At 43.2% G+C, this 21,770-nt stretch carries 19 protein-coding genes; 8 read left to right on the forward strand and 11 right to left on the reverse strand.

Annotated features, from left to right (window positions below; all coding sequences use genetic code 11):
- Positions 1–401 precede the first annotated feature (401 nt).
- Genes ABIC84_RS17655 through ABIC84_RS17665 form a run of 3 tightly spaced genes read left to right on the forward strand, consistent with a single transcriptional unit; the run spans position 402 to position 3,855 of the window.
- Positions 402–1,634 carry an acyltransferase family protein gene (locus tag ABIC84_RS17655; protein WP_426581538.1) on the forward strand — a complete coding sequence of 411 codons (1,233 nt, stop codon included), beginning with the start codon at positions 402–404 and terminating at the stop codon, positions 1,632–1,634.
- Positions 1,635–1,641: 7 nt separating this feature from the next.
- Positions 1,642–2,985: an acetylxylan esterase gene (locus ABIC84_RS17660; protein ID WP_426581540.1), complete on the forward strand. Its 1,344-nt coding sequence runs from the start codon at positions 1,642–1,644 to the stop codon at positions 2,983–2,985.
- 21 nt (positions 2,986–3,006) lie between these two features.
- Positions 3,007–3,855 carry a hypothetical protein gene (locus tag ABIC84_RS17665; RefSeq protein WP_426581542.1) on the forward strand — a complete coding sequence of 283 codons (849 nt, stop codon included), beginning with the start codon at positions 3,007–3,009 and terminating at the stop codon, positions 3,853–3,855.
- 70 nt (positions 3,856–3,925) lie between these two features.
- On the opposite strand, the gene ABIC84_RS17670 is transcribed toward ABIC84_RS17665, so the two are convergent.
- Positions 3,926–4,486 (reverse strand): 5' nucleotidase, NT5C type, encoded by a 561-nt coding sequence (locus tag ABIC84_RS17670; protein ID WP_373614981.1) that lies wholly within the window; start codon positions 4,484–4,486, stop codon positions 3,926–3,928.
- A gap of 66 nt (positions 4,487–4,552) precedes the next feature.
- On the opposite strand from ABIC84_RS17670, the gene ABIC84_RS17675 reads away from it, so the two are divergent.
- On the forward strand, positions 4,553–5,302 hold the full coding sequence (locus tag ABIC84_RS17675) for a DeoR/GlpR family DNA-binding transcription regulator (RefSeq protein ID WP_429264384.1): 750 nt from the start codon (positions 4,553–4,555) through the stop codon (positions 5,300–5,302).
- Positions 5,303–5,333: 31 nt separating this feature from the next.
- On the opposite strand, the gene ABIC84_RS17680 is transcribed toward ABIC84_RS17675, so the two are convergent.
- From ABIC84_RS17680 to ABIC84_RS17690, 3 genes are all read right to left on the reverse strand, one after another.
- A complete protein-coding gene (locus ABIC84_RS17680; RefSeq protein WP_426581547.1) occupies positions 5,334–5,807 on the reverse strand; it encodes an SRPBCC family protein in 474 nt (157 codons plus the stop codon).
- A gap of 161 nt (positions 5,808–5,968) precedes the next feature.
- Complete coding sequence (locus ABIC84_RS17685; RefSeq protein ID WP_176622433.1) at positions 5,969–6,805, reverse strand: sulfurtransferase; 837 nt, start codon at positions 6,803–6,805, stop codon at positions 5,969–5,971.
- Between the two features lie 59 nt (positions 6,806–6,864).
- A complete protein-coding gene (locus ABIC84_RS17690; protein ID WP_090533971.1) occupies positions 6,865–7,338 on the reverse strand; it encodes a ribonuclease H-like YkuK family protein in 474 nt (157 codons plus the stop codon).
- A gap of 359 nt (positions 7,339–7,697) precedes the next feature.
- Here ABIC84_RS17690 and ABIC84_RS17695 point away from each other — a divergent pair, with 359 nt between their 5' ends.
- A complete protein-coding gene (locus ABIC84_RS17695) occupies positions 7,698–8,303 on the forward strand; it encodes an REP-associated tyrosine transposase (RefSeq protein ID WP_426581550.1) in 606 nt (201 codons plus the stop codon).
- Between the two features lie 411 nt (positions 8,304–8,714).
- Here ABIC84_RS17695 and ABIC84_RS17700 read toward each other — a convergent pair whose 3' ends face one another.
- From ABIC84_RS17700 to ABIC84_RS17710, 3 genes are all read right to left on the reverse strand, one after another.
- Complete coding sequence (locus tag ABIC84_RS17700) at positions 8,715–9,446, reverse strand: lysophospholipid acyltransferase family protein (RefSeq protein ID WP_429264385.1); 732 nt, start codon at positions 9,444–9,446, stop codon at positions 8,715–8,717.
- A 39-nt stretch (positions 9,447–9,485) separates the two neighbouring features.
- Entirely contained in the window at positions 9,486–10,046 is a 561-nt protein-coding gene (locus ABIC84_RS17705) for an NUDIX domain-containing protein (protein ID WP_426581554.1), read from the reverse strand.
- Between the two features lie 190 nt (positions 10,047–10,236).
- Positions 10,237–10,473: a hypothetical protein gene (locus ABIC84_RS17710; protein WP_112657594.1), complete on the reverse strand. Its 237-nt coding sequence runs from the start codon at positions 10,471–10,473 to the stop codon at positions 10,237–10,239.
- Between the two features lie 146 nt (positions 10,474–10,619).
- Here ABIC84_RS17710 and ABIC84_RS17715 point away from each other — a divergent pair, with 146 nt between their 5' ends.
- On the forward strand, positions 10,620–12,509 hold the full coding sequence (locus tag ABIC84_RS17715; RefSeq protein WP_426581556.1) for a M1 family metallopeptidase: 1,890 nt from the start codon (positions 10,620–10,622) through the stop codon (positions 12,507–12,509).
- Between the two features lie 208 nt (positions 12,510–12,717).
- Here ABIC84_RS17715 and ABIC84_RS17720 read toward each other — a convergent pair whose 3' ends face one another.
- A complete protein-coding gene (locus tag ABIC84_RS17720) occupies positions 12,718–13,152 on the reverse strand; it encodes a pentapeptide repeat-containing protein (protein WP_426581558.1) in 435 nt (144 codons plus the stop codon).
- A 326-nt stretch (positions 13,153–13,478) separates the two neighbouring features.
- On the opposite strand from ABIC84_RS17720, the gene ABIC84_RS17725 reads away from it, so the two are divergent.
- Positions 13,479–13,970, forward strand: a complete 492-nt coding sequence (locus ABIC84_RS17725; protein ID WP_426581560.1) for a DUF6265 family protein — start codon at positions 13,479–13,481, stop codon at positions 13,968–13,970.
- Positions 13,971–13,989: 19 nt separating this feature from the next.
- On the opposite strand, the gene ABIC84_RS17730 is transcribed toward ABIC84_RS17725, so the two are convergent.
- Positions 13,990–14,778, reverse strand: a complete 789-nt coding sequence (locus tag ABIC84_RS17730) for a helix-turn-helix domain-containing protein (RefSeq protein ID WP_090533985.1) — start codon at positions 14,776–14,778, stop codon at positions 13,990–13,992.
- Positions 14,779–15,076: 298 nt separating this feature from the next.
- Here ABIC84_RS17730 and ABIC84_RS17735 point away from each other — a divergent pair, with 298 nt between their 5' ends.
- On the forward strand, positions 15,077–16,075 hold the full coding sequence (locus tag ABIC84_RS17735) for a hypothetical protein (protein ID WP_429264386.1): 999 nt from the start codon (positions 15,077–15,079) through the stop codon (positions 16,073–16,075).
- A 120-nt stretch (positions 16,076–16,195) separates the two neighbouring features.
- Here the strand turns inward: ABIC84_RS17735 and ABIC84_RS17740 are convergent, their stop codons facing one another.
- Together ABIC84_RS17740 and ABIC84_RS17745 are read right to left on the reverse strand one after the other, a co-directional pair.
- The gene (locus ABIC84_RS17740; RefSeq protein WP_429264387.1) at positions 16,196–18,409 is read right to left on the reverse strand and encodes an alpha-galactosidase; all 2,214 of its coding nucleotides are present in this window, start codon (positions 18,407–18,409) and stop codon (positions 16,196–16,198) included.
- Positions 18,410–18,423: 14 nt separating this feature from the next.
- Complete coding sequence (locus ABIC84_RS17745) at positions 18,424–21,762, reverse strand: DUF5107 domain-containing protein (RefSeq protein WP_429264388.1); 3,339 nt, start codon at positions 21,760–21,762, stop codon at positions 18,424–18,426.
- Positions 21,763–21,770: the final 8 nt, after the last annotated feature.

A 21,770-nucleotide genomic window follows, 5' to 3' on the forward strand; every position in this document is an offset into this window, starting at 1 on the left:
TGCCCAATGGCGAAGCCCCGTCATTTATAACTCCTCAAAAAAACTTTTTTAAAATCCTTAGGTTAACGGCTATGGTGACAACACCAACAACGGCGCAGATATACTTTATACGTCATCACGGTTTTTTTCAGGATTTCCCTGATGGGTACCCGCAATGACGATGTTATAAAAAAAGCTTTGGAAACTTACGAGCCAACAAAATCCATCAATCCGGCCAATCCCCCCAAATCCCGGTTCTGGTTTAACGAATAAGCAAATCAATACTCTTCTCCCTGCAACTAAAAACTGCCACTGCAACTTAAAATATCACCACTTGCCGCTGTTACTTCCTAAACATTGGTATCTCTTTTGCAAACATTTACGTATAATTAAATTCATCTGAAAGTTAAAACACGTCCATTTTGTCACAACGAGCACAATCCAATTATATTCCGGCGTTAACAGGTGTAAGGGCTATGGCAGCTTACCTGGTTTTCATATCGCATTTTGCCTATGTGTTTGATGAGAAATTTCCCCACTCTGTGCAACGTTTCTTTAATGAGTTCCATATCGGGGTTACCATTTTCTTTGTGCTTTCGGGCTTTTTGATCGCATTTCGCTATTTTGATAGTTTTAAATTAACTAAAGCCTGGTTTCTGCAATACCTTAAAAACCGGGTAGCACGCATTTATCCCATGTACGCGCTGCTTACCATTGGCGCGTTCATAGCTTATCATTTTACCCAAAACCAAACAGTAACGGCAGGGCAAAACCCGGTGGTTATGTTTTTCATGAACATTGTTTTTATGCGCGGCTTTTTTGATCAGTTTAAGTTTACGGGCATTGCCCAGGGCTGGTCGCTCACGGTTGAAGAATGCTTTTATTTTTCGGCGCCATTTATTTTCCTTATCGCCACTAAATACAAAAAGTTTTATATCCAGCCTATCGCGGTTACCGGTTTAGGTGTTTTGCTTGTACTCATCTTTAGTCATGTAAACTGGTTCGGTTTCTTCGGCAACTTTACGTTCATGATGCTGTACACCTTTTTGGGCCGATGTTTTGAGTTTTTTGCAGGCATTCAGCTGGCGCTCATAGTACGCAAACAAAAGCTTGATGGTACCAGTAAAAAGAAGTTTACCTACCTGGGTTTTTTCCTGATCTTTTTTTGCGTGTGGATCATGTCTACGTTAACTATCCCGAAAGGATATGAAGCCGGTTTGCATAATCCCTGGGGCATTATAACCAATAACTATCTACTGGCTACCTCGATTGCAATCTTCTTTTATGGCTTGCTTACCGAAACTACCCTCCTTAAAAAGTTTTTAGCACACCCTTTTATTGAACTGCTGGGCAAAAGCTCCTACATATTTTACCTGATCCACTTAGGCTTTATGTACAATTTTATCCATCAGGGCATGAACAGTCTTAACGATTATGTTTTTGAGCTTTATGATAAATGGGGTGTCGACTGGCATTCGCCGTTTGAGTATGATAGTTTAAACCTTTTGTATGCCTTCATCGTTTTAAATATCATTTCAATAACGTTGTTTAAATTAATTGAAGAACCGCTTAATCACTATATCCGCAAGTCTGATTTCCTGATTAAAAACAAAGCACGCAATCCCGAAAATGAATCAGCTAAGATTAAAGCCTAATTACAACATGCTAAAAAACGCTAACAAACTACTGATCATTGCTTTCGCTTTACTGACCTGGTGTGCAGCCCTACCGGCCATGGCACAGGAAACTGAAAAAGGACCAGCCGAAACCAACGATAAGAGCGGTGGTGATGATGAAGTATCAACGGTATTAACTATCAATAATAAGGATGGTATATTCAGTTCAACAGCCTCGTTCAGCTTTGAAATTAAAAACACTTATGATACTAACCAGGAAGGTAGCATATCATACAATATCACCACCGAAAATGGGCAAATTATTAAAACCCTGTCAAAGCCGGTAAACCTTAGCAAAAAAAGCACTTCCAAATATGATTTTGAGGTACCCAACCTAAAAACGGGCTTTTACAAGCTTAACATGATGATCAACGTAAGCGATTATGACGATACCACCCGTCGCGCTTTCGGGATCAGGCCGGAGGAAATCAGGTCGCAATATGCCAAGCCGGCCGATTTTGACCAGTTTTGGCAAACCGCTAAAGATGAGTTGGCAAAGGTAAAACCCAACTACAAAATTACCGAAGCACCATCCATGAACACCGAAAACCGCAAGGTTTACGAAATAGAGATGAAATCGCTGGATAACCTTACCATCCGCGGTTACATGACGGTACCTATCAGCAAAAATAAAAATAAGAAATTTTCGGTATTGCTTGGCCTGCCCGGCTACCAGGTAAAGCTATATCCCATTGTAGGTGATGACCCCGACCTCGTGATTATCACCCTAAACACCCGCGGACAAGGTACCAGTCGCGATGTGATCCACACCGAGCGGGATGCCTTTATCTCCTATCATATTGAAGATAAAAACAAATATGTGATGCGCGGCGTAATTATGGATTGTGTACGCGCTGTTGATTTTATTTACGCGCAGCCCAATTTAAGACACGATCAGATCCTGGCAACCGGCGGTAGTATGGGCGGTTATTTATCGCTTGCGCTTTCAGGCGTCGATCACCGTATAAACCTTTGCTCGGCACAAAACCCCATCATGAGCGATATCCGCAATTTGGTTGGCGCTGTTGAATGGCCCATTAACGATATCAAAAAATATGTTTTAAGCAAACCCGGCGTAACCTTTAACCAGGTATTAAACAATCTTGATTATTACGATGCCAAAAACTTTGCAACAACTATAAAATGCCCAACAATTTTAGGTCTGGGCCTTTTGGACCCCTACGTACCGCCAGCCAATGGTTACGCGGTGTTCAACTCAATAAATACTGATAAACACGTATTGGTATTTAAAAACCTTGCACATGAGGTGAGCCAGGTATACAAAGATTATGAGGGCCGTTGGATGCGCGATACCTTTGGTTTGTTTTAAAACTTTTAAAATCTTAAACACATGACCTTGAAAAATACTTTATCAAAATATTTGCTTACGGGGATAGTAATATTCGCCATTGCTACGGGTAAAAGTTATGCCGGAGGGTTCCCGGTAAGGCCGGGCAGGATCTCACTATCGCCATCAGCAACTTACTTTTTTGCCAATAAAGCCTGGGATGCCGACAGCCATAAAGGAGCATTTGCCAATAATGGTAAGTTCAGCTCATGGAGTTATTCCTTATACTCAGAAGTTGGCTTAAGCCGCAAGTTTACCCTATCAGTACTTGCGCCTTATGTAATAAATACTTTTAGTACTGATCTTGGTACAAGCAAAAGCTCAGGTTTCCAGGACCTGGAAGTGGGTATCAGGTATTACCTGGCCAATATCAGTTATAAATACTACTTCAGCTTACAGGGTACGGCTATTTTACCCATGTACACCAACACCGCGCTGGGCTATAACCAAAAAGGGGCCGAACTTAAACTGGCCTTTGCAGGCAGCGGGCATTTGTTTGGTAAAAACTCATTCTTCATTCTCGAAAACGGTGTACGCGAGTACTTTGGTTACGAAAGCGTTTTCCAGGACAGGTACAATGCCACATACGGCTTAACGCTCGATAAAAAATTCCGCGAGCAGATCTCGCTAAGCGTAGGCGGCTTTTATGCCACCAGTATTAATAAGGATTTTAACGTGAACCCCAGCGCCAGTAAAAACTTTGCTTTTAACCAGGTATCGTTAAGTTATGGCCATGCGTTCGCTAAAAGCCTGTCGCTGTTTTTAACAGGCGGCACCTTTATTACCGGGCGCAATACCGGCGCAGGTTCCAGTTTTTCGGCATCACTTAATTACCGGATAGATACGAAGTAGCCCTATAAAAGCTAAAAGTGGAAGGCATAAGCTTAAAGCAATAGTTATCAATAAACTTCTTTAGATTCTGCTATGCTAAATCTGCAGAAGTTTTTTCCATTTCAAACAGGTTCAACACCTCATCCCAATTGTGAACCCGCACGTGCTGGTGCTCATGTTTGTTGTGATGCGCGTTAAACATGATGGCTTTGCCGCTGCAATAGTCGAGGTTTTTACAATGGTCATCTATCATGTAATCGGTATGGATGATACTTTTATCGCCACACAGCACAATATTACGCCAGCTGATAAACGGGAAATATTCCTGAAGCCATTCTAACTTTTCGGATAACGACAGCGGGAATTCCGTAGCGGCGGATACAATGTATACCTCGTAATCTTCCATCAGTTTTCTAACGGCCTCAATAGCGCCGGGCATAACCGGCAGCGTACGGAAAAATCCGGGCAGGTTCAGGGAAGCCTTCGTTGCAGCATCTAAGGGAAAAGCCTCGGCATGTGATAAGCCATCAATAGCCTCAAGGGTTTTCGTAATACCGTACAACTGTTCATAATATTTGATCAGTTGCGGCTCAACATCGGCCATAACACCGTCCATATCGATGGCGATAGTTTTCTTTGTTTGCGTTTTCATGCAACAAATCAAAACAAAATTGCAATATTTTGCAAATTATTTATAAATTTGCATCATATTGCAAACATGGTAAGAGAAGAAAGACTCCAGATCATTTTAGATCACGTATCAAAAGACAACAAAGTTATGCTTGCCGAACTGAGCGAAAAACTCAATGTTTCGGAAGATACAGTACGCCGGGATATTAAAGTATTGGCCGACCAGAAGTTGCTAACAGCAGTAAGGGGCGGCGCGGTTGCCCACTCTCCCATTCCGCACCATTACCGCGCGAGGGAAAAGCATGATATTGCCTCTAAGAAAGTCATCGCATCAAAAGTGTTGAGTTTTTTAAAAGACGGACAGGTTGTACTTTTTGATGGCGGCACATCAACATTAGCTGTGGCTGAAAGCCTGCCGGATGACTTGAGGATCACCGTAGTTACCAACAGCTTTCCGGTTGCAAGCGCGCTTGAAGATCATCCAACAGTTGAGGTGATATTTGCCGGGGGGCGTCTGTATAAATCGTCCTTTACTACCATCGGCCATGAAACCATCAATGCCTTCAGGAATATCCGGGCCGATCTTTGCATTTTCGGGATTTGCAGTGTGCACCCTGCCATCGGCATCACAACCAGGGATTATGAAGAGGCCGAGATCAAGAAAACGATGATAGAAGTATCGAAAGAAACTATCGCCTTATCCACCTTAGAAAAAATAAATAAAGCCGATTCTTATTACATTGGCCCGGTAACAGAACTGGACACCATCATTACCGATGTATCTCCCGACAATGAAGAACTTTCGGCATACAAGGAAGCAGGCATTAATATCTTTTAATATAACACTACCGCTGGCTTTCAGCTGTGATTTAACACTTGTACTTCCCAAACAGATCCTCTATCGCCCTGGTACGGTAATCGAAGATCTGTTCTACCTTGCCTTTAACAAAAACGTTGTTCGCCAGCCTGCCAATCGCGCCATAAGGGATAGCATAATGTAAAAGATCGGTCATGTGAACACCGCCATTTATTTCTTTAAAATGGTGCTGATGATGCCATAGCGCGTATGGCCCGAAACGCTGCTCATCAACAAAATACTTTTTATCATCAACATGGGTGATCTCTGTCATCCAGTTCATTTTAATACCTAATAACGGCGAGATCTTATAAGTGATGATCATTCCGGGGTACATTTTTGTCTCGGCGGTATAATCAGATGTTACTACGAAGCTCATGTCACTGGGTGTGATCTTAGCCAAATTTAATGGCGACGAAAAAAAATCCCAGGCCTGATCAAGGCTGATAGGAATGGATTGTTCTTTTTTTAAAACGTATGTTTTCACGATGACGTAACAAGAAGGGACGGATAAGTGTTTTGGTCGACTCGCCCAATGGGCTATAAAATGATGTCATTGCGAGCGTAGCGCGGCAATCGCATGCCATACAGAACCGCTCTGCGTCCGTGCGATTGCTTCGTTCCTCGCAATGACATTTTTTTCTGACCCTACCGATCTTCCTTCCCTATTGGCAAATCCCTTCTTGACCATTCGCTCCAGGAGCCAACGTAAAGCTTTGGGCCGCTGATGCCCGCGTAATCCATACCCAGTAAGGTATGACAGGCTGTAACACCCGAACCGCAGTGAACTATTACTTCGCTATGCGCTACATCGCCAATTGCAGCATCATAAGCCTTTCGCAACTCATCAGCGGGTAAATACCTACCGTCGGCACCGAGGTTGTTGATATAAGGCAGGTTTAACGCCCCGGGGATATGACCGGCTATCAAATCCAAAGGTTCAGTTTGGCCTAAATAACGTGGTGTTTCGCGCACATCAATTACCAGTCGTGAGGGATCCTGTGCAGCTTCTCCGGCCTCCGCTATCTCAACAGTATTTGCATATTCGTGTGTTACCGGGTACGGATCAACGGCAACCGGGGTATAAACTTCAGTGCTAAATGTTATACCTGCATCTTTAGCGGCCTGTAAGCCGCCATTTAGTACCTGTACGTTTTCATGACCAATTGCCCGCAGCATCCACCACAAACGTGATGCGCTGAACGCGCCTGATTTATCGTCATAAACCACTACGTGACTGTCGGGTGTAATGCCCCAGTTACCTAACAGTACGGCAAACTCCTGTATATTAGGCAACGGATGTCTGCCGCCAAAGGCAGGGTCATCGGGTTTAGTGGTAAGGTGCTGATCAAGGTCGGCGTAGATGGCGTGGTTTAAATGGCCTGCCAGGTAACGCTGGTAAGAGTCCTGCCCTCCGCGAGCATCAATAAGAATAGTATCCTGTGCGGCTAAAGCCGGGTCGTTGATTTCAATAAGTGGCGACATAGGTATATCTGATATGTTTTAATATCAAATATAGATACACGCTTTGGGTTTCGGCAAATTTACTGCACTATTTTATTGGCGCAGTATGAGCTTGCAAAAGCCTCGGGCTTGGCCTTAAACACAAAACCCATGCTCAGGATGTAACCCATAGCCTCGTGCAGGGCCGCGTTACTTTTAAACATCGGGTTGGTGTTAATGTCGGCATGTACCTCAAGCTCCACATCATACAGGTCGAGCAAATCGCAAAGCTTGTAAGCAATGTCGATAGACTTCTGCACCTCGCTCAGCATCCTTTCTTTAATGCTCATTTTTTGCGAAGTACGCTCCTGGTGTATAAACATAAAAGCGCCGCGTTTTTCGCGCAGAAACACGATCACCGTTGCAAAATCCGTTACGGATCCTTTAACTTGCGAGTCGGTGCCGATACATACTTTTAGCTTGTTGCCAAGGAGGGCTTCGCGTTCAATTGCCTTTTCAACCTCTTCCATAATGGGCGATTGGATTACTTCGCCGCTGAATTTTCTCCAGGTCATAAAAATTATTTTAGGTAAATTTTAGGCGACCTCTTTTATGGGTCTATAAAAATAAGCGATAACGTTTCATATTAACGTAAATAACATGTGATTTATTTGTTAACATTTAGCTGATTATTAACAGATTAATTGCATTTCGGGTATCGGGTTTGGGATTTGGGATTTTTCGTCCCCTCAGGGTCTCTCGCAGAGGACCTTTAACTGGTCGAAGTTTAGCGATAGCGTAACTTCGTCCCAAAACAAGGCAAGCATCCTGCTTGCGGAAGCGGAAAAGTAAATTTCGTCCCCTCAGGGTCTCTCGCAGAGGACCCTGAGGTTGGCAATCATCTTTAGATCCATAATTATCTTTATATTTAACTATGGCTACCCGAACTTTACATAATGATTCCGGCGAGACCTGGTTTATAACTTTTACCTGTTATAATTGGATTCCTTTATTCGAAATCACACAATCGTATAAAATGCTATATGATTGGCTTCGATTTATAGCAGAGAATTACAAGGTGCAAACTCATGCTTTTGTATTGATGCCTAATCATGTTCATCTGATTATTAAAATGCCCGATACAGAAGCAGGGCTTAACAAGATAATCAGTAATGGCAAAAGATTTATGGCTTATGAACTTGTAAAAAAGCTTACAGCATCAGGCAAAATCGACCTTCTTAATCAACTTTCGGCGGCATGTACCGAAAAAGAAAAAAACAAAGGACAAAAGCATAAAGTTTTTGAACAGTCATTTGATGCCAAGCCCATATACTCTACGGCCTTTCTCTATCAAAAAATAGATTATATTCATCATAATCCGGTATCCGGAAAATGGTTATTATGCGATGATTTTACTAAATACCCACATAGCAGTGCAGCCTTTTATCATTCTGCAAAGCCTCATGAATTTTTAACCATAATAGATTATCGGGATTTTTGGACAGGCATAAACCATGTGAGACCAGTGAGGCTACTTTAAACATAGCAGCTGGCTTGGCGTAGATCATCAGGGTCCTCTGCGAGAGACCCTGATGGGACGGGATTTGTTAACATTTAGCTGATTATTAACAGATTAATTGCATTTCGGGTATCGGGTTTGGGATTTGGGATTTTTCGTCCCCTCAGGGTCTCTCGCAGAGGACCTTTAACTGGTCGAAGTTTAGCGATAGCGTAACTTCGTCCCAAAACAAAGCAAGCATCCTGCTTGCGGGAGCGGAAAAGTAGATTGATAGTACAGTTAAGCTGAAAGCTTAACACATTTTAGGGCGAACTTACGCTATCGCTAAACTTCGACCAGGGAAGGGTAGATTCTCAGGGATATCTGAGAGAGACCTGATGGAACGGAAAAGCAAAAATAAAAAATTCGAAATCGAAACTCCGAGATCCGAAATCAGGACAGCGCAGCCTTGATCCTGTTCTCGGCTTCAAGTACAAGGTCGCCAATCGGGGTTTTACCGGGCTCAATGGGTTCAAGCACTGTCCAGCTCATGGATATAAAAGTATTAAGCGGATAAAAGCCATATTGTACAACTTTCCAGCTATTTTTTATGGCGATAGGCACCAGCAATGCCTCAGGGCATTTTTTTAAAAGCATGGCAACACCTCCCGGCTGAAAAGATCGTACTACGCCATCTTTGGAGCGGGTGCCCTCGGGAAAGATCACTGCCGACCAGTTATTGGCCTTCATGCGCTCACCCAAACTTATCATTTCGGTCATGGACTGACGGGAGTCTTTCCTGTCGATATTAGCACCGCCGCCGTGTTTCAGATTATAACTGATAGAGGGGATCCCTTTGGTAAGCTCTATTTTAGAAACAAACTTAGCGTGATATTTGCGCAGGTAATAAATCAAGGGCGGGATATCAAGCAAACTTTGATGATTGGCCACAAATATAATTGGCCTGTCCATCGGCAAATTTTGTTTATTGATGAAAGTCACCGTATCGCCAATGATATAAAAAGTGCGAAACAGGCATAAGTTCAGGATATCAACCGAACGTTTGTGCGCGGCATAGCCAAAAAAACGAAAGCAGATCCACTGGATGGGGTGAAAAATAACCAGGGCTAAAAAAAATGCAATTATGGCAAAGGGCGACAGGATATAGCCTAATAACTTCTTCATCAATGGGCAAAGTTATATTTTTTTTAGTAAAGCGGTAATTTACAAACGGTTTTCTGTTAGTAACAACTGTACTTTAAGCACTGCGGCAACAGTCATGGCATCAGTAATTTCGCCATTACAAACCATGCGGTACATTTCAGCAAAAGGCACTTTTTTGATGATCAGCTGCTCGGTCTCTTCGGGCTCGGACTCAAACTGCTCAAGGCCTCGGGCCAGGTACAATATGCTCAACTCATCGCTTACCGAATTACTGAGGTGCAAGCGCTGGATCTCTGTCCACCGTGAAGCTTTTAAACCGGTTTCTTCCAGTAATTCACGCTTAGCCGAATCAAGCGGATCCGTTCCCTCAGGGCCGCCGCCTTCGGGCATCTCCCAACTGTACTGATTTAACGGGAAGCGGTATTGGCCCACGAGGTAGGTATTTAGTTCTTCATCTAAAGGTAAAACACCTATGGCCAGATTTTTATAGTGTACTTTGCCATAAATACCGGGATTACCGGCTGGGTTAATCACCTGGTATTCGGTAACGTTGATCCAGGGGTTATCGTAAATGTCTTTTTGAGATGTTATTTTCCAGGGATTATCTTCAGGGTGATGCATGGCCTAAAAATAGACATCTTTTATTAAAAAAAATGTCATTTCGACTGAGCAGCGCAGGTTGTGAGTAATGGCGCGAAAGAGAAATCTTCTGTATCAGGCTTTACAACTAAACCTGTAAAAGTCCGGGGCGTAGAAGATTTCTGCTCTCCCCTGACACACAAAACCCATCTCGGGTTCATTAATTTTTTATCTACTCCGCTACATACTCCAGTTTCACCTGCACGTTCAGGTCTTCATGCATCCGGGCAAACTGGCGCGGATTGCGGGTAAAGTCGGGATCAGTGTCCATATAAATGTTGGTGATCTTAACCATTTCGGGGTGTTTATCAGTACCTATATTATAGGTAAGCCCCTCGCCGCTTTCTAAACTTTGTTTTAGCTCAAGGTATTGCTTACCAGTTACAATAATCATTTTTTCGGCAGTCATGGATACTATTTATATATAAATGGATAAACTCAAAACCGTGAGTTGATTTGCCCAGTAACATACCGGCGATACAAAATTATCGCTTACCGGGTTCTGTAACGGTTTATTATATTTACCTCAAATATAACTCATATATATCCGCATAAATGATCAGTATTAAAAAATTATTGCCCTTTGCTTTATTATTGGGCGGTACTGCAGCATTGGCCCAGCAAAGCTTACCCATAGCTGTAAACCTGCAAAAAACCTATACCAAAGGCACACGTACCACAACCGGAGCACCCGGCAAAAATTACTGGCAAAATACGGCCGACTATAAGATCAAAGTAAATTTCGACCCTAAAACCCGCCTGGTAAGCGGTACTGTTGGTATTGATTATGTTAACAATAGTCCCGATACTTTAAAAAGGGTGCAATTTAAGCTCTATCCCAACTTGTATAAAAAAGGTGTGGCACGTCAAATGCAGGTTTCGGCAGATGACCTTACCGATGGAGTGGTGATCAAAAGCCTTACAATTGATAACAGGACACCCGGCAGCACTGAACCCCGCCGAATGAGCGGCACGAATATGACACAAAAGGTATCTCCCATTGCTCCAAAACAAAAGGTACATTTTGACATCAGCTATGCTTACACTTTAAACAAGGGCTCGCATATCCGTACCGGCCAGGTTGATACGGGCGCATTCTTTATTGCCTATTTCTTTCCACGAGTAGCTGTTTATGATGATATTGATGGCTGGAACGATTATCCTTATGTGGGCGCACAGGAATTTTATAATGATTTTTGCCATTTCAGTGCCGAGATCACAGTACCCGGCGATTATAAGGTTTGGGCAACCGGCGATCTGAAAAACGCTGATGATGTTTACGATAGCCGCATTGTTAAACGCATTGCTGATGCAGGCGCGAGTGATAAAGTAACTGATATTATTACCGAAGATGATATTAAAGCAGGCAACATCACCAAAAACAACCCAACCAACACCTGGAAGTTTGAGGCCGATAGCGTTACCGATTTTGTATTTGCTGCCAGCAATCATTATTTGTGGAAAGCATCGAGCCTGGTGGTTGATCCGAAAACCGGCAGGCGCACCCGTGTTGATGCAGTGTTTAACGAAAAACATAAAGATTACTATGCAGTAGTTGATTATGCCCGTAAAACGGTAGAGGTGATGAGCTACAAATTCCCTAAATGGCCATATCCATACCAGCATGAAACCGTTTTTGATGGTTTGGACCAGATGGAGTATCCGATGATGGTAAACGATAACCCGCTCGAAGATAAGGCCGATGCCATTGAGCTTACCGATCATGAAATTTTCCATACTATGTTTCCGTTTTACATGGGCATTAACGAAACCAAATACGGCTGGATGGACGAAGGCTGGGCAACCATCGGCGAATGGCTGGTAAGTCCGGAGATTGATCCCTCCATAGTGGATCCATATGGTGTTGCCGCTGTTGAACAAAGCGCCGGCCACGAGGTTGATGTGCCGGTAATGACCCTTACACCAATGCTCACAGGCCCTGCCGGTTTTACCGACAGCTATCCCAAACCAGGCCTGGGCTATTTATACGTAAAAGATATGCTTGGCGATGAGATGTTTACCAAGGCACTGCATTACTACATTGCACAATGGCACGGCAAACACCCTATGCCGTACGACTTTTTTAATTGTATGAACACCGGCTCGGGCATAAACCTTAACTGGTTTTGGAAAGCCTGGTTCTTTGATAATGGCGTAACCGATCTGGCTATCAGCAAAGTGACCAATGCCGGGCAAAATTATAGTGCCATGATCACCAGGGTTGGCAGCAAACCCATTCCCGTAAATTTAACGGTTTATTATACCGATGGCACTACCGAACTGGTGCATAAAAGTATTGCTGTTTGGGCGGCCGGTAACAAAACAACTACAGTTAATTTCGCCGCCAAAAAAGCAGTAAAAAAATTAGTATTGGGCACCACTTATGATCCAGACAGCAATAAAAAGGATAATGTGTGGGTAAGCAGCAAATTAATTGAAAGCTAAAAACGGAATGCACAAAGCCGAAAGCTAATAATGTGATAAATAAAAAAAGCGTCATTGCGAGGTACGAAGCAATCCCCAATAAGCAGAGCAGCTATGCAGATTTGCCCTGTAAAGTCGGGGATTGCTTCGTACCTTGCAATGACGACCTTCTTACCGTCCCATCAGGGTCTCTCGCAGAGGACCCTGATGTATGCGCCATGCAGATTTACTATATCCCCTGCTTTTGATACGCCCTCAGCAGTTCATCCACATCAATCCCATTAATTTTCATACCGTTCAAATCGCAATCGGTAATATCAACACCACTTAAGTTGCAATCAGTTATTGTGCTGCCCTGCAAGTCGCAGTTCTCAAATTTAAGGGGGCGCTGCTTCACAGCAGGATCATAAGCCGGATGACCTTCGGGCGGCATACCTATATCATGGATATAAGCACCGCCAAGCTGGGCGTATTTTATTTCCAGGTCACTTAAATTGGCATCTTCAATTTTAAGCCCGGTTATACAAACATCCTTAAGGCTTGCATTGTTCATCATCGTTTGCTCAAAGCTTGAACCATTAAGCAGAGCGCATTTAACATCAAGTACCTTTTGAGTTTCTTTTATAACAATGATTTCGGGGTTGTTATTTGCTGAGTTTTCCATGATTCATTATTGATTTATTCAAAGATGCTGAAAATGAACGCCAAAGCAAGGTTATACACGCGACAAATGACGGGTGTATTTGCGACAAATGAATACTCACTATCTCGTTTAAAATTTAGGCTAAAGCCAGCTCGGTTCACTAAATACCCGTTGGTTAAAACCAACGGCAATGAATCAAAACAGACATAAAATATCATTACAACTTCATTGCCGTCACTTTTAAGTGACGGAGAATTAAAATGAAGCTTCGGCTTTAGCCGAACCCGTCACTCAGGCGTTGGATTTCCTCCTTTCAATTTGTAACTTCAATTACTTATTTACCACTCATGACCCTGCTCCACCAATTCAAATTGCAGTTACTTATTGTATTATGCATTAATTCTGCTCATAGCATTTTTGGCCAGCAAAAAAACCAGCCTATCACGCATGCTAAATGGTTGATCGGCAGCTGGAAAAATCAATCGGCAAAAACAGTGGATATTGAAACATGGAAAAAGCTTAACGACAGTACCTTTATCGGCAGAAGCTATTCGTTGACTGGTGCAGATACGGTATCATCCGAACATATCCGTATGGAGCAACATAAAGGCAAGCTTTACTATATCCCAACGGTAAACAATCAAAATGGCGGCAAAGCGGTAACTTTTACGCTTACCTCATCTAACAACAAACACCTCGTTTTTGAAAATCCGGAGCATGATTTCCCGCAAAAAATAACCTATACCCAAATCACTAACAACTCGTTGGTGGCCGAAATATCGGGGACAAGGAAAGGCTGGCAAAAGGCAATACAATTCCCGATGAAAAGAGTCAAATAAGAGAGGAGCGGCTTTATATCTATTGCAAAAATTCGGCTATATCACGACCATAAAATTCTTTAAACAGTTTCCGGAAATAAGCCGGGGTTTCAAACCCTGCTATATACGATATTTCGGCCACGGTACGGTATTTACCACTATTAATTGCCTCCATCGACATTAGTAAACGGATTCGCCGGATATAATTATTTGGCGTAATACCCGTGGTGTTTTTTATGCGCCGGTGCAGTTGCCTTTCACTTAAACCCATTTCATTACTTAACAATACAATGATCAAATCAACTTTTCCAATATATTTTCTTACCAGCGTTTCAAGCTCATAAAGCCAAAGCTGATCGGCAATAGAAAGTTCACTGATTGGCTTTAGATTATGTGTACTTAACTCCGCTCCTCTTTCAATTTCGTTATTTTTTACCGATACGAGTGATACTTTGCTAAATTCTTCCAGTTTCTTTTTGTCGGTAATATTTCTGGCAATAGCAAAAACCAGCTGCTGTTTTTGTACTGGCATCGAGATCCATGAAAGCCATACTATTTCTCCGCTTTTGGTTACATACCTGTTTTCAAAATTATACAGCGGATTGTTTTTCTTTATACTCTCACGTTTACTTGCGGTGATGCTTCTGTCTTCGGGATAAACAAATGAATCGATAGGCCTTGCAAACAGTTCGCTTTCGGTATAACCTAAAGTTTTGGAAACAGCCGGGTTAATTTTTTTAAAGTAACCATCAAACCCGGCAACACATAACCAATCGGGCGACAAGCGAAAGAAGTATTCCAGATCAAAAATCTCATTGAAGTTTTCCATATAAATTTCAGTTCCCCTTGTAAGGGAACGCAACACATTTAGTAATTAAAAGCAATATAGCCACAGGTTGTAAAAAGCCAAATTCAAAAGAAACCATTTTTTATGATACCCATAAATATTTAACATAAACTGGCAGGATTCTTTAGTAAAATGTCAGTAATGTTAACTTTTCCAAACCGGATTTTATCTGCTTAAAGTGAAACAGCCAACCGCTATATCCCATTATGCAAAACCTTGGTTATTCATAACCCGGTGGCGATAGTACAATTGAGTGTTTTTTCATATTATTACGGGTAATATGAAAACCCTATACCAAAACACAATTAAACTCATTCCCTTCGCTTTACTGGCTATATCATTACAAAGCTGTATTAAACAGCCGGGAGCATGGCGAAACGACCAGATCCCCGGCAGCAAACGCGATGATTTCCACAAATTAAATGAACAGCTGCTTCATGACCTCCGTACCGGCAACACCGATGACATCAGCAACATGGAATCGCGGGAGATGCTGGACGACAAGTCAAATCTCAGGCAAATAGAGTTGGTAGGCAACGCAGTTAAAACTGCCGACTATGATATTTACGATGAATATTACATTGTAAATAAACATCGCAGTACAGATACCATAGGCAATCCCTCTGCAGGCATTAACAGCTATAAAATGATCTATAATGGCATTACCCATGAAATGTATATGGTGCTTTTTTTGCCAAAGGATAAAAGCCAGCCAAACCAGGAAATGATCACGGCACTGTATGCCAAATACGATTATGGCTGGAAACTAACCTCGGTAAATGTAAATACTTATAAAATTAACAGCAAAACAGCCCCGGAGCTTTATGAGCTGGGAAAAAAGAAATACAATAAACAGCACTTTGCCGACGCCCGTTTAACCCTTGAGCTTGCTTTACAATGTACCGCCCCTAACGACTACTGGCAATACGAACACGATACCGATGCCGGCAAATTATTCCAGGATGCTGCCGAGGCAACAGTAAAACAATACCGTTTCCCGGTAGTAATTGATGGTGTTGCAGGCGAGCCGAGAGTATTCCGGATAGGCAATCAAAAAAACAGCCATGGCTGGTTCCCGGTAATTTATTATACAACCAAAGTAAACATTGCCGATACCAACGCGGTAAAAAGCGAGAACATGCAGATCGGGAAGGTTATTAATAAATTATTACCGGGTATTACTGAGGATAAGGATTATATTTTTTACTCTGCCTGCAGCAAACTGCCGCTAACCTCAACAAGGGTTGATCACTTTGATATGACCCGTAAACTGAGGTAGATATATAAAAAACGTCATTGCGAGGTACGAAGCAATCCCAAACTATACAGGGCGGCCCTGCCGATAGGGGATTGCTTCGTACCTCGCAATGACGCTTATTTTTAACTAATTATAATTCTATCAAATCGCCTCCAACTCCAACACTACACTGGTGTGATAGGCGCTGTTACCGGGATTAATACCCACATTCATCAGGAAATCGCCGGTAAAAGTTAAATCCTCTTTGCCTAAAACCGAACCAGTGCCCGGATAAAGGTTAATTTCTTTAACACGGTATTTTTTATTAGGGTCGAGGCCTTTCAAGCGTACAGGTACTTTGCTGCCCGAGCCGTACCGGTTATTCACCAGGTAGTTGAACATTACCGCCTTTGATTTATCAGTATTTACATACATGATAGATGCCGCATCGTTATCCCACGGCGAAGCTAAACGGTATTGATCGCCATGCCAGATCACATCTTTTAAGCCGTCATAGTTTTTCAACGCCGACTGACAGAAACTCAAATCGTTTTCGCTTAGTTTGCCAATAACAATATCAAAGCCCATTTTACCCATCATGGCCACATCCACACGGTATTTGATAGGTTGTTTGCCCCAATCGGTCACATGGTTTGAGCTGGTAATAGCCGGGTAGAAGAATGAATACTCCCACTGGATAAATACACGCTCCAGCGGATCTGTATTATCGCTTGGCCAAAACTCGGTAAAATATTGCAATGCGCCATAGTCAACGCGGCCGCCGCCACCCGAACAAAGCATCAAGGGCACTTTAGGGTATTTAGCACGAACACGTTTTAATACATTGTACAAACCATTCACATAATCAACATAAATGTGCGACTGGTCTTTTTTCAAATAAGTCGAATACGCATTATAAATAACCGCGTTACAATCCCATTTAATATAAGCCAGATCAGGATTTTTGGTGAACAGGTTATCAACTACGCCAAATACAAAATCCTGCACTTTAGGGTTAGCCAGGTCAAGTACCAGCTGGTTCCTGAAATACTTTTCAGGACGGTTTGGTTGTTTGATAACCCAATCAGGATGGGCTTTATACAGGTCGCTGGCAGGATTAACCATTTCCGGTTCAATCCAGATGCCGAATTTTACGCCGTTGGCCTGCGCTTCTTTCACGAGCGAGCTGATGCCGTTAGGCAATTTTTGTTTATTCTCCTGCCAATCGCCCAAACCGGCGTTATCACCGTTTCTCGGGTGGCTGTTACCAAACCAGCCGTCATCTAATAAAAACAGGTCGACACCCAGCTTTTTGGTATCTTTTAATAAGCTTGCAAGCTTGCTTTCATTAAAATCAAAATAAGTCGATTCCCAGTTGTTCAACAACGTAAGCCTTGAACCCTCGCCATCAACAATTTTATATTTGCGGGCCCAGTTTTGCAGCTTGCGGCTGGCGTCGCCCTTACCATGATCAGAGTAAGTATACAGGAACGCTGGCGTAGTAAATTCAACACCCGGTTTTAAATGATACTCGGACGCCGCATTGTTAATCCCTGCAATAATTTTCAGGTTATTGGCCACATCCAGCTCAAAATCAACCCTGAAATTACCCGACCATTCCATAGCGCCATAAAGCACTTTGCCTTCGTCCTCAGTAGCAGGTTTATCCATCGATATGGCAAACATCGAATGCTCATACAGGTTGGCACGGGTACCCAGTTTGCTATCGATGGTTTTAATGCCGTGGGTTAAACGGGCTTCTTCGGGCTGAACTTCCATAGCCCAGTTGCCGTGATATTGTTTTAACCAGAAACCGCCGGTAGTATTACCCTTCAGGTTTAAATTGGCCGACGCATATTTATCAAGCGTTACTATCCCCTTTTCGTTATGTTTTATCACCGACCATTGCTCGGTAACATCTTCTTTAAAATAGGTTTTGTAATATAGCTTTACCTCAAAATCATAAGCAGGATCTTTCATGGTAACCACCAGTAATGAAATGTCATCACTTACCTTGCTTACCATATGGCTTACATAGGTCAGGTTCAATGATTTATTGCCATCGGCATGGGTAACTGTAATAGCCGGCTCGCCGAGACTGGCCGATCCTGATGGCGTGTAAGCGTCATTCTGTACACCCGAATCATCGGCCTGTTTGTACATTTTCTGGATACGGGCATACTCGGCACTGTTGGCAAGCTTTGCCCCCAGGTATACCATGTTCAGGTGCTTTTCGGCATCGGTTTGTAATACAATAGCGTTGTGCTGTGTTTCAACAGGGATGGTTACATCCTGTGCTGCTGCCATGCCGGCAAACAGCATTGAGCCTGCGAAAAGCAGGCCCAGTGGTAAAGTTTTTCTTTGAGTAGTTCTCACGTGTGATTTTTGGTTTAACCGGCTACTTCGGTAATTTGGTTTATCATGTTTTGATGTATCCTCGCCCCAAAGTGCCCGGCATCAAGTTTCAGAACCTCGGTAAAGGCCTTTTGTGCCTGCTCGAAATCACGTAAACCGAGGTATCCCAGTCCTTGTAAAAAGTAGCAATGCACGCGGTTCCTTACCTGCAGATCATCTTCAAAAATGAGCAAATTTGGCAGCGAGACGGCAAAGTAATCAATTTTTACGTTATCATCCATGTGCCCGATACCATAATTAAGCAGTTTTTTAAAGATTCGTTCGGCCGATGTACTGTCACCCAGACATTTTTTTGCCAAACCCTGATAAAAGATCTTATCGGGCTGCTGATCGTTATAAAAAACAGCCGCTGTCGGGTCTTCCAAACCTATGGCTGCCTGCTCAAAATAAGCCTTAGCCCGTTCAGTTTGCTGCAGGCCTTCGTGGGCCTGGCCCAGCCAGTAAAAGATATCATTTTCCTGTGTACCGAATAGTTTGCCCTCGCCTAAATTATGTGGGTAGGTTTGTGCCTGGGTTAACTGTTCAATGGCTTCATTGTATTTGCTATCGCGGATATTTTGCTTGGCCATTTCAACTAAGGCGGCAACATATTGGCCGGATGCCTTGCCTTCACCTCCCTCCCATGGGTGGAAAGTTCTTTGCATTACTTGTTCAAAAGCGGTTTGGTGCTCGCCTAAAAAGTTATACAGCGTTGCACGCTCTAAATAAACATCATCACGAAATTTGGCAGTCTCCAGGTTAGCTTCAACAAATTTCAGTCGTGCTTCTGCAGAATAGTTCAGCTTTTTGTAAAGCTGGTCGAGTTCCATCAGTACGCGGGCATCGGCGGGATCCAACGCAAAGGCTTTTTCAAAACAAATTAAAGCTTTTGCCGGGTCATTACGTTTATTATAATAGGCTATACCCAGATTCCTGAATACGGTTGGGAACGTATCGTCCAGTTTTGCTGATGTTTCCCAGGCGGCGATGGCATCATCATACTGCAGTTTATCATAAAACAGGTTGCCTAAATAATAAGGTGCTTTGGCATCGGTAGGCACAAGCTCAGCAGCCAGTTTCAGTATACCAATCTCTTCCAGCCTATCAGGGAAGCACAAATATGAATCAGAAGCAGTGGCCTGTTTAAAATATGCAATTGCCTGTTCATTATTGCCTAACCTGTGCGCAAAGTAGCCAAGGTAATAATACACCATCGGACTGGTGGCATCACCGTTAACTGCATAGTTCAGCAGATCGGCAGCTTCCTGGTACAAGCCGGCGTTGCTATAATCAAGCGCGTACTCGATATAATTTTGGTAGTAACCGCGTGATAGTTTAGTCAGTTCGTTAAGGCTTTCAATGGCTTTTTCTTCATTGCCCAAAGCTTTGTAAGCATAAACCAACTCATACAGAGCGCCCAGGTTAAACGCATCCCTTTTTATTGCCGCTGTAGCTACCTCGACAGCATCTTCAAAACGCCGGAGCTTACGGAAAGCCGCCGAACGTAAAACATAAGCCTTGCTGTTATTTGCATTTCTATCCAAAGAAGATAAAGAATGATCAAGCGCCAGTTCGTAATCGCCGTTCTCCAGGTCGATCTGTGCTACCGAAAAATAGCCGCTATCTTTCCAGGCATTGCTCCAGGTAGCTTTGTAAAATGCCTTGTACGCTTCATCTTTTTTACCGAGGAATTTCAACGCCAAGCCTAAATTGTAATAACATTCGCTATCATAAGGGTTAGGGTTACGCTGGGTAATGGTTTCAACCGCCTTGCGAAAGTAAGGTTCGCTTTTAGCAAACTGTCCGCGGCGCAAATACCATAAACCCAAAGCATTGTTGTTGCGGATGTCTTTCGGGTCACGGCGCAGGGCCTCTTCATAATAAGGTACCGGGCTATAAGTAGCATGGCGGTACTGCTCCAAATGCTGCGCGGTTAAAAATAACTGCTCGTTATTTTCCACATCGGCAGGCAGCAGGGCCGGTTTAGCAGCTTCAGGAATGTTGTTAAGCTTATTGCTTGATGCATCGTATTTGATCAATTCTTTGCCTGCTTCAGAATGTACAGTAAGCAGTAAAAGATTTTCGTTGATATCTTTAACAGCTATCTCGCGGGTATAAATCTGTTCAGGTACAATGCAAACTTTTTCGCTTAATAATACTTTGCCATCATGCAGCAGTTTGATGTTCAGGTTGTTTTGCTCGCCGGTTACATAAACTTTCAATAGTAGTTTGCCCTCTTTATAATCAAGTGCCAGCAGGATATCTTTGGTAGCGTTTTTTACTATGCCAAGCTCGCGGTATGGCATAAAGTATTGGGTAAAATGCTTTTCCTCGTGCGGCATCAGCCAGGTAAAATCGGGTTGGTTATCGGTATACATACCCGTCATCAATTCAATGTATGGGCCATCCTCGTCGGTCAGGTTCCTGTCCCAAGCCAGGCCGAAATCGCTGTGGCCCCAGGTCCACTGTTTTTTTCCTGGCGATACATGATGATTGGCTACGTGCAGCAAACCAGCCTGACTGTCATGTTCATATCCGCCTACAAAATCGTAATTGGAGTTGATAGCCATGTACGACGTTGGCACCGGGATATTTTTATACCTTGAGATATCTGTACCCGGCGAATAATCAACTTTATAGTAAGTACCCGTAGCTATCGGGAATGTTGATACGTCACGCTTACCATGGTCAAACACCGCGTTCACATCAGGCGGAAAAACCGACTGGTAATCGTCATTAACTTTCACCGCCGGGTTAGCCCACCATAAAAAGGTTTGCGGCAGGGCCGAGCGGTTATAGAGCTTCGCTTTTATTTCGATGTAAGCCTTATCCGGATGCAGCGTAAAACCGGCCATCCCCTTGGTATGGAACATGCGTTCTACCTCATTAACCCAAACGGTTTTGCTGCCATCGGCATTTTCTTCAATTTTATAGTCAACCGGTTCAAAAGTACTTGGACGATGGTGTTGCGGCCAGTTAAACTCAATACCACCCGAAATCCAGGGGCCGGTTAACCCTACCAGTGCCGGCTTAATCACCTGGTTATAATAGATGAAATGACGGTCCCTGATCTTGTCATAAGCCATCTGGATACGGCCGCCAAGCCCGGGCAGGATGAGTACTTTGAGGTATTTATTCTCGATGTAAAGGCCTGCGTATTCTTTATCTTCTTTTTGGTCGTAAATTTTTTCGATAACCGGGTTAGGGTACACCTTGCCGCTGCTGCCCTGGTAAACGCGCTTTTCAAAAAACATGGGGTTTTTATCGGGCTTCCCTATACCGTAGGTTGGGATAACCACCTTCTCTTCCCAAACATTTACATACAAATCATTCATGAAACTTA

Origin of the sequence: Mucilaginibacter sp. 3215 (assembly GCF_050433785.1) — a bacterium.
Lineage (GTDB): Bacteria > Bacteroidota > Bacteroidia > Sphingobacteriales > Sphingobacteriaceae > Mucilaginibacter.

Bases quoted from the DNA above. Each gene is read 5' to 3' on its own strand.
- ABIC84_RS17725 (WP_426581560.1), top strand. From the start codon at position 13,479: ATGACCCTGCTCCACCAATTCAAATTGCAGTTACTTATTGTATTATGC.
- ABIC84_RS17745 (WP_429264388.1), bottom strand. From the start codon at position 21,762: ATGAATGATTTGTATGTAAATGTTTGGGAAGAGAAGGTGGTTATCCCA.
- ABIC84_RS17670 (WP_373614981.1), bottom strand. From the start codon at position 4,486: ATGAAAACGCAAACAAAGAAAACTATCGCCATCGATATGGACGGTGTT.
- ABIC84_RS17715 (WP_426581556.1), top strand. From the start codon at position 10,620: ATGATCAGTATTAAAAAATTATTGCCCTTTGCTTTATTATTGGGCGGT.
- ABIC84_RS17685 (WP_176622433.1), bottom strand. From the start codon at position 6,805: ATGTCGCCACTTATTGAAATCAACGACCCGGCTTTAGCCGCACAGGAT.
- ABIC84_RS17710 (WP_112657594.1), bottom strand. From the start codon at position 10,473: ATGACTGCCGAAAAAATGATTATTGTAACTGGTAAGCAATACCTTGAG.
- ABIC84_RS17720 (WP_426581558.1), bottom strand. From the start codon at position 13,152: ATGGAAAACTCAGCAAATAACAACCCCGAAATCATTGTTATAAAAGAA.
- ABIC84_RS17730 (WP_090533985.1), bottom strand. From the start codon at position 14,778: ATGGAAAACTTCAATGAGATTTTTGATCTGGAATACTTCTTTCGCTTG.
- ABIC84_RS17660 (WP_426581540.1), top strand. From the start codon at position 1,642: ATGCTAAAAAACGCTAACAAACTACTGATCATTGCTTTCGCTTTACTG.
- ABIC84_RS17690 (WP_090533971.1), bottom strand. From the start codon at position 7,338: ATGACCTGGAGAAAATTCAGCGGCGAAGTAATCCAATCGCCCATTATG.
- ABIC84_RS17735 (WP_429264386.1), top strand. From the start codon at position 15,077: ATGAAAACCCTATACCAAAACACAATTAAACTCATTCCCTTCGCTTTA.
- ABIC84_RS17675 (WP_429264384.1), top strand. From the start codon at position 4,553: ATGGTAAGAGAAGAAAGACTCCAGATCATTTTAGATCACGTATCAAAA.
- ABIC84_RS17705 (WP_426581554.1), bottom strand. From the start codon at position 10,046: ATGCATCACCCTGAAGATAATCCCTGGAAAATAACATCTCAAAAAGAC.
- ABIC84_RS17665 (WP_426581542.1), top strand. From the start codon at position 3,007: ATGACCTTGAAAAATACTTTATCAAAATATTTGCTTACGGGGATAGTA.
- ABIC84_RS17695 (WP_426581550.1), top strand. From the start codon at position 7,698: ATGGCTACCCGAACTTTACATAATGATTCCGGCGAGACCTGGTTTATA.
- ABIC84_RS17700 (WP_429264385.1), bottom strand. From the start codon at position 9,446: ATGAAGAAGTTATTAGGCTATATCCTGTCGCCCTTTGCCATAATTGCA.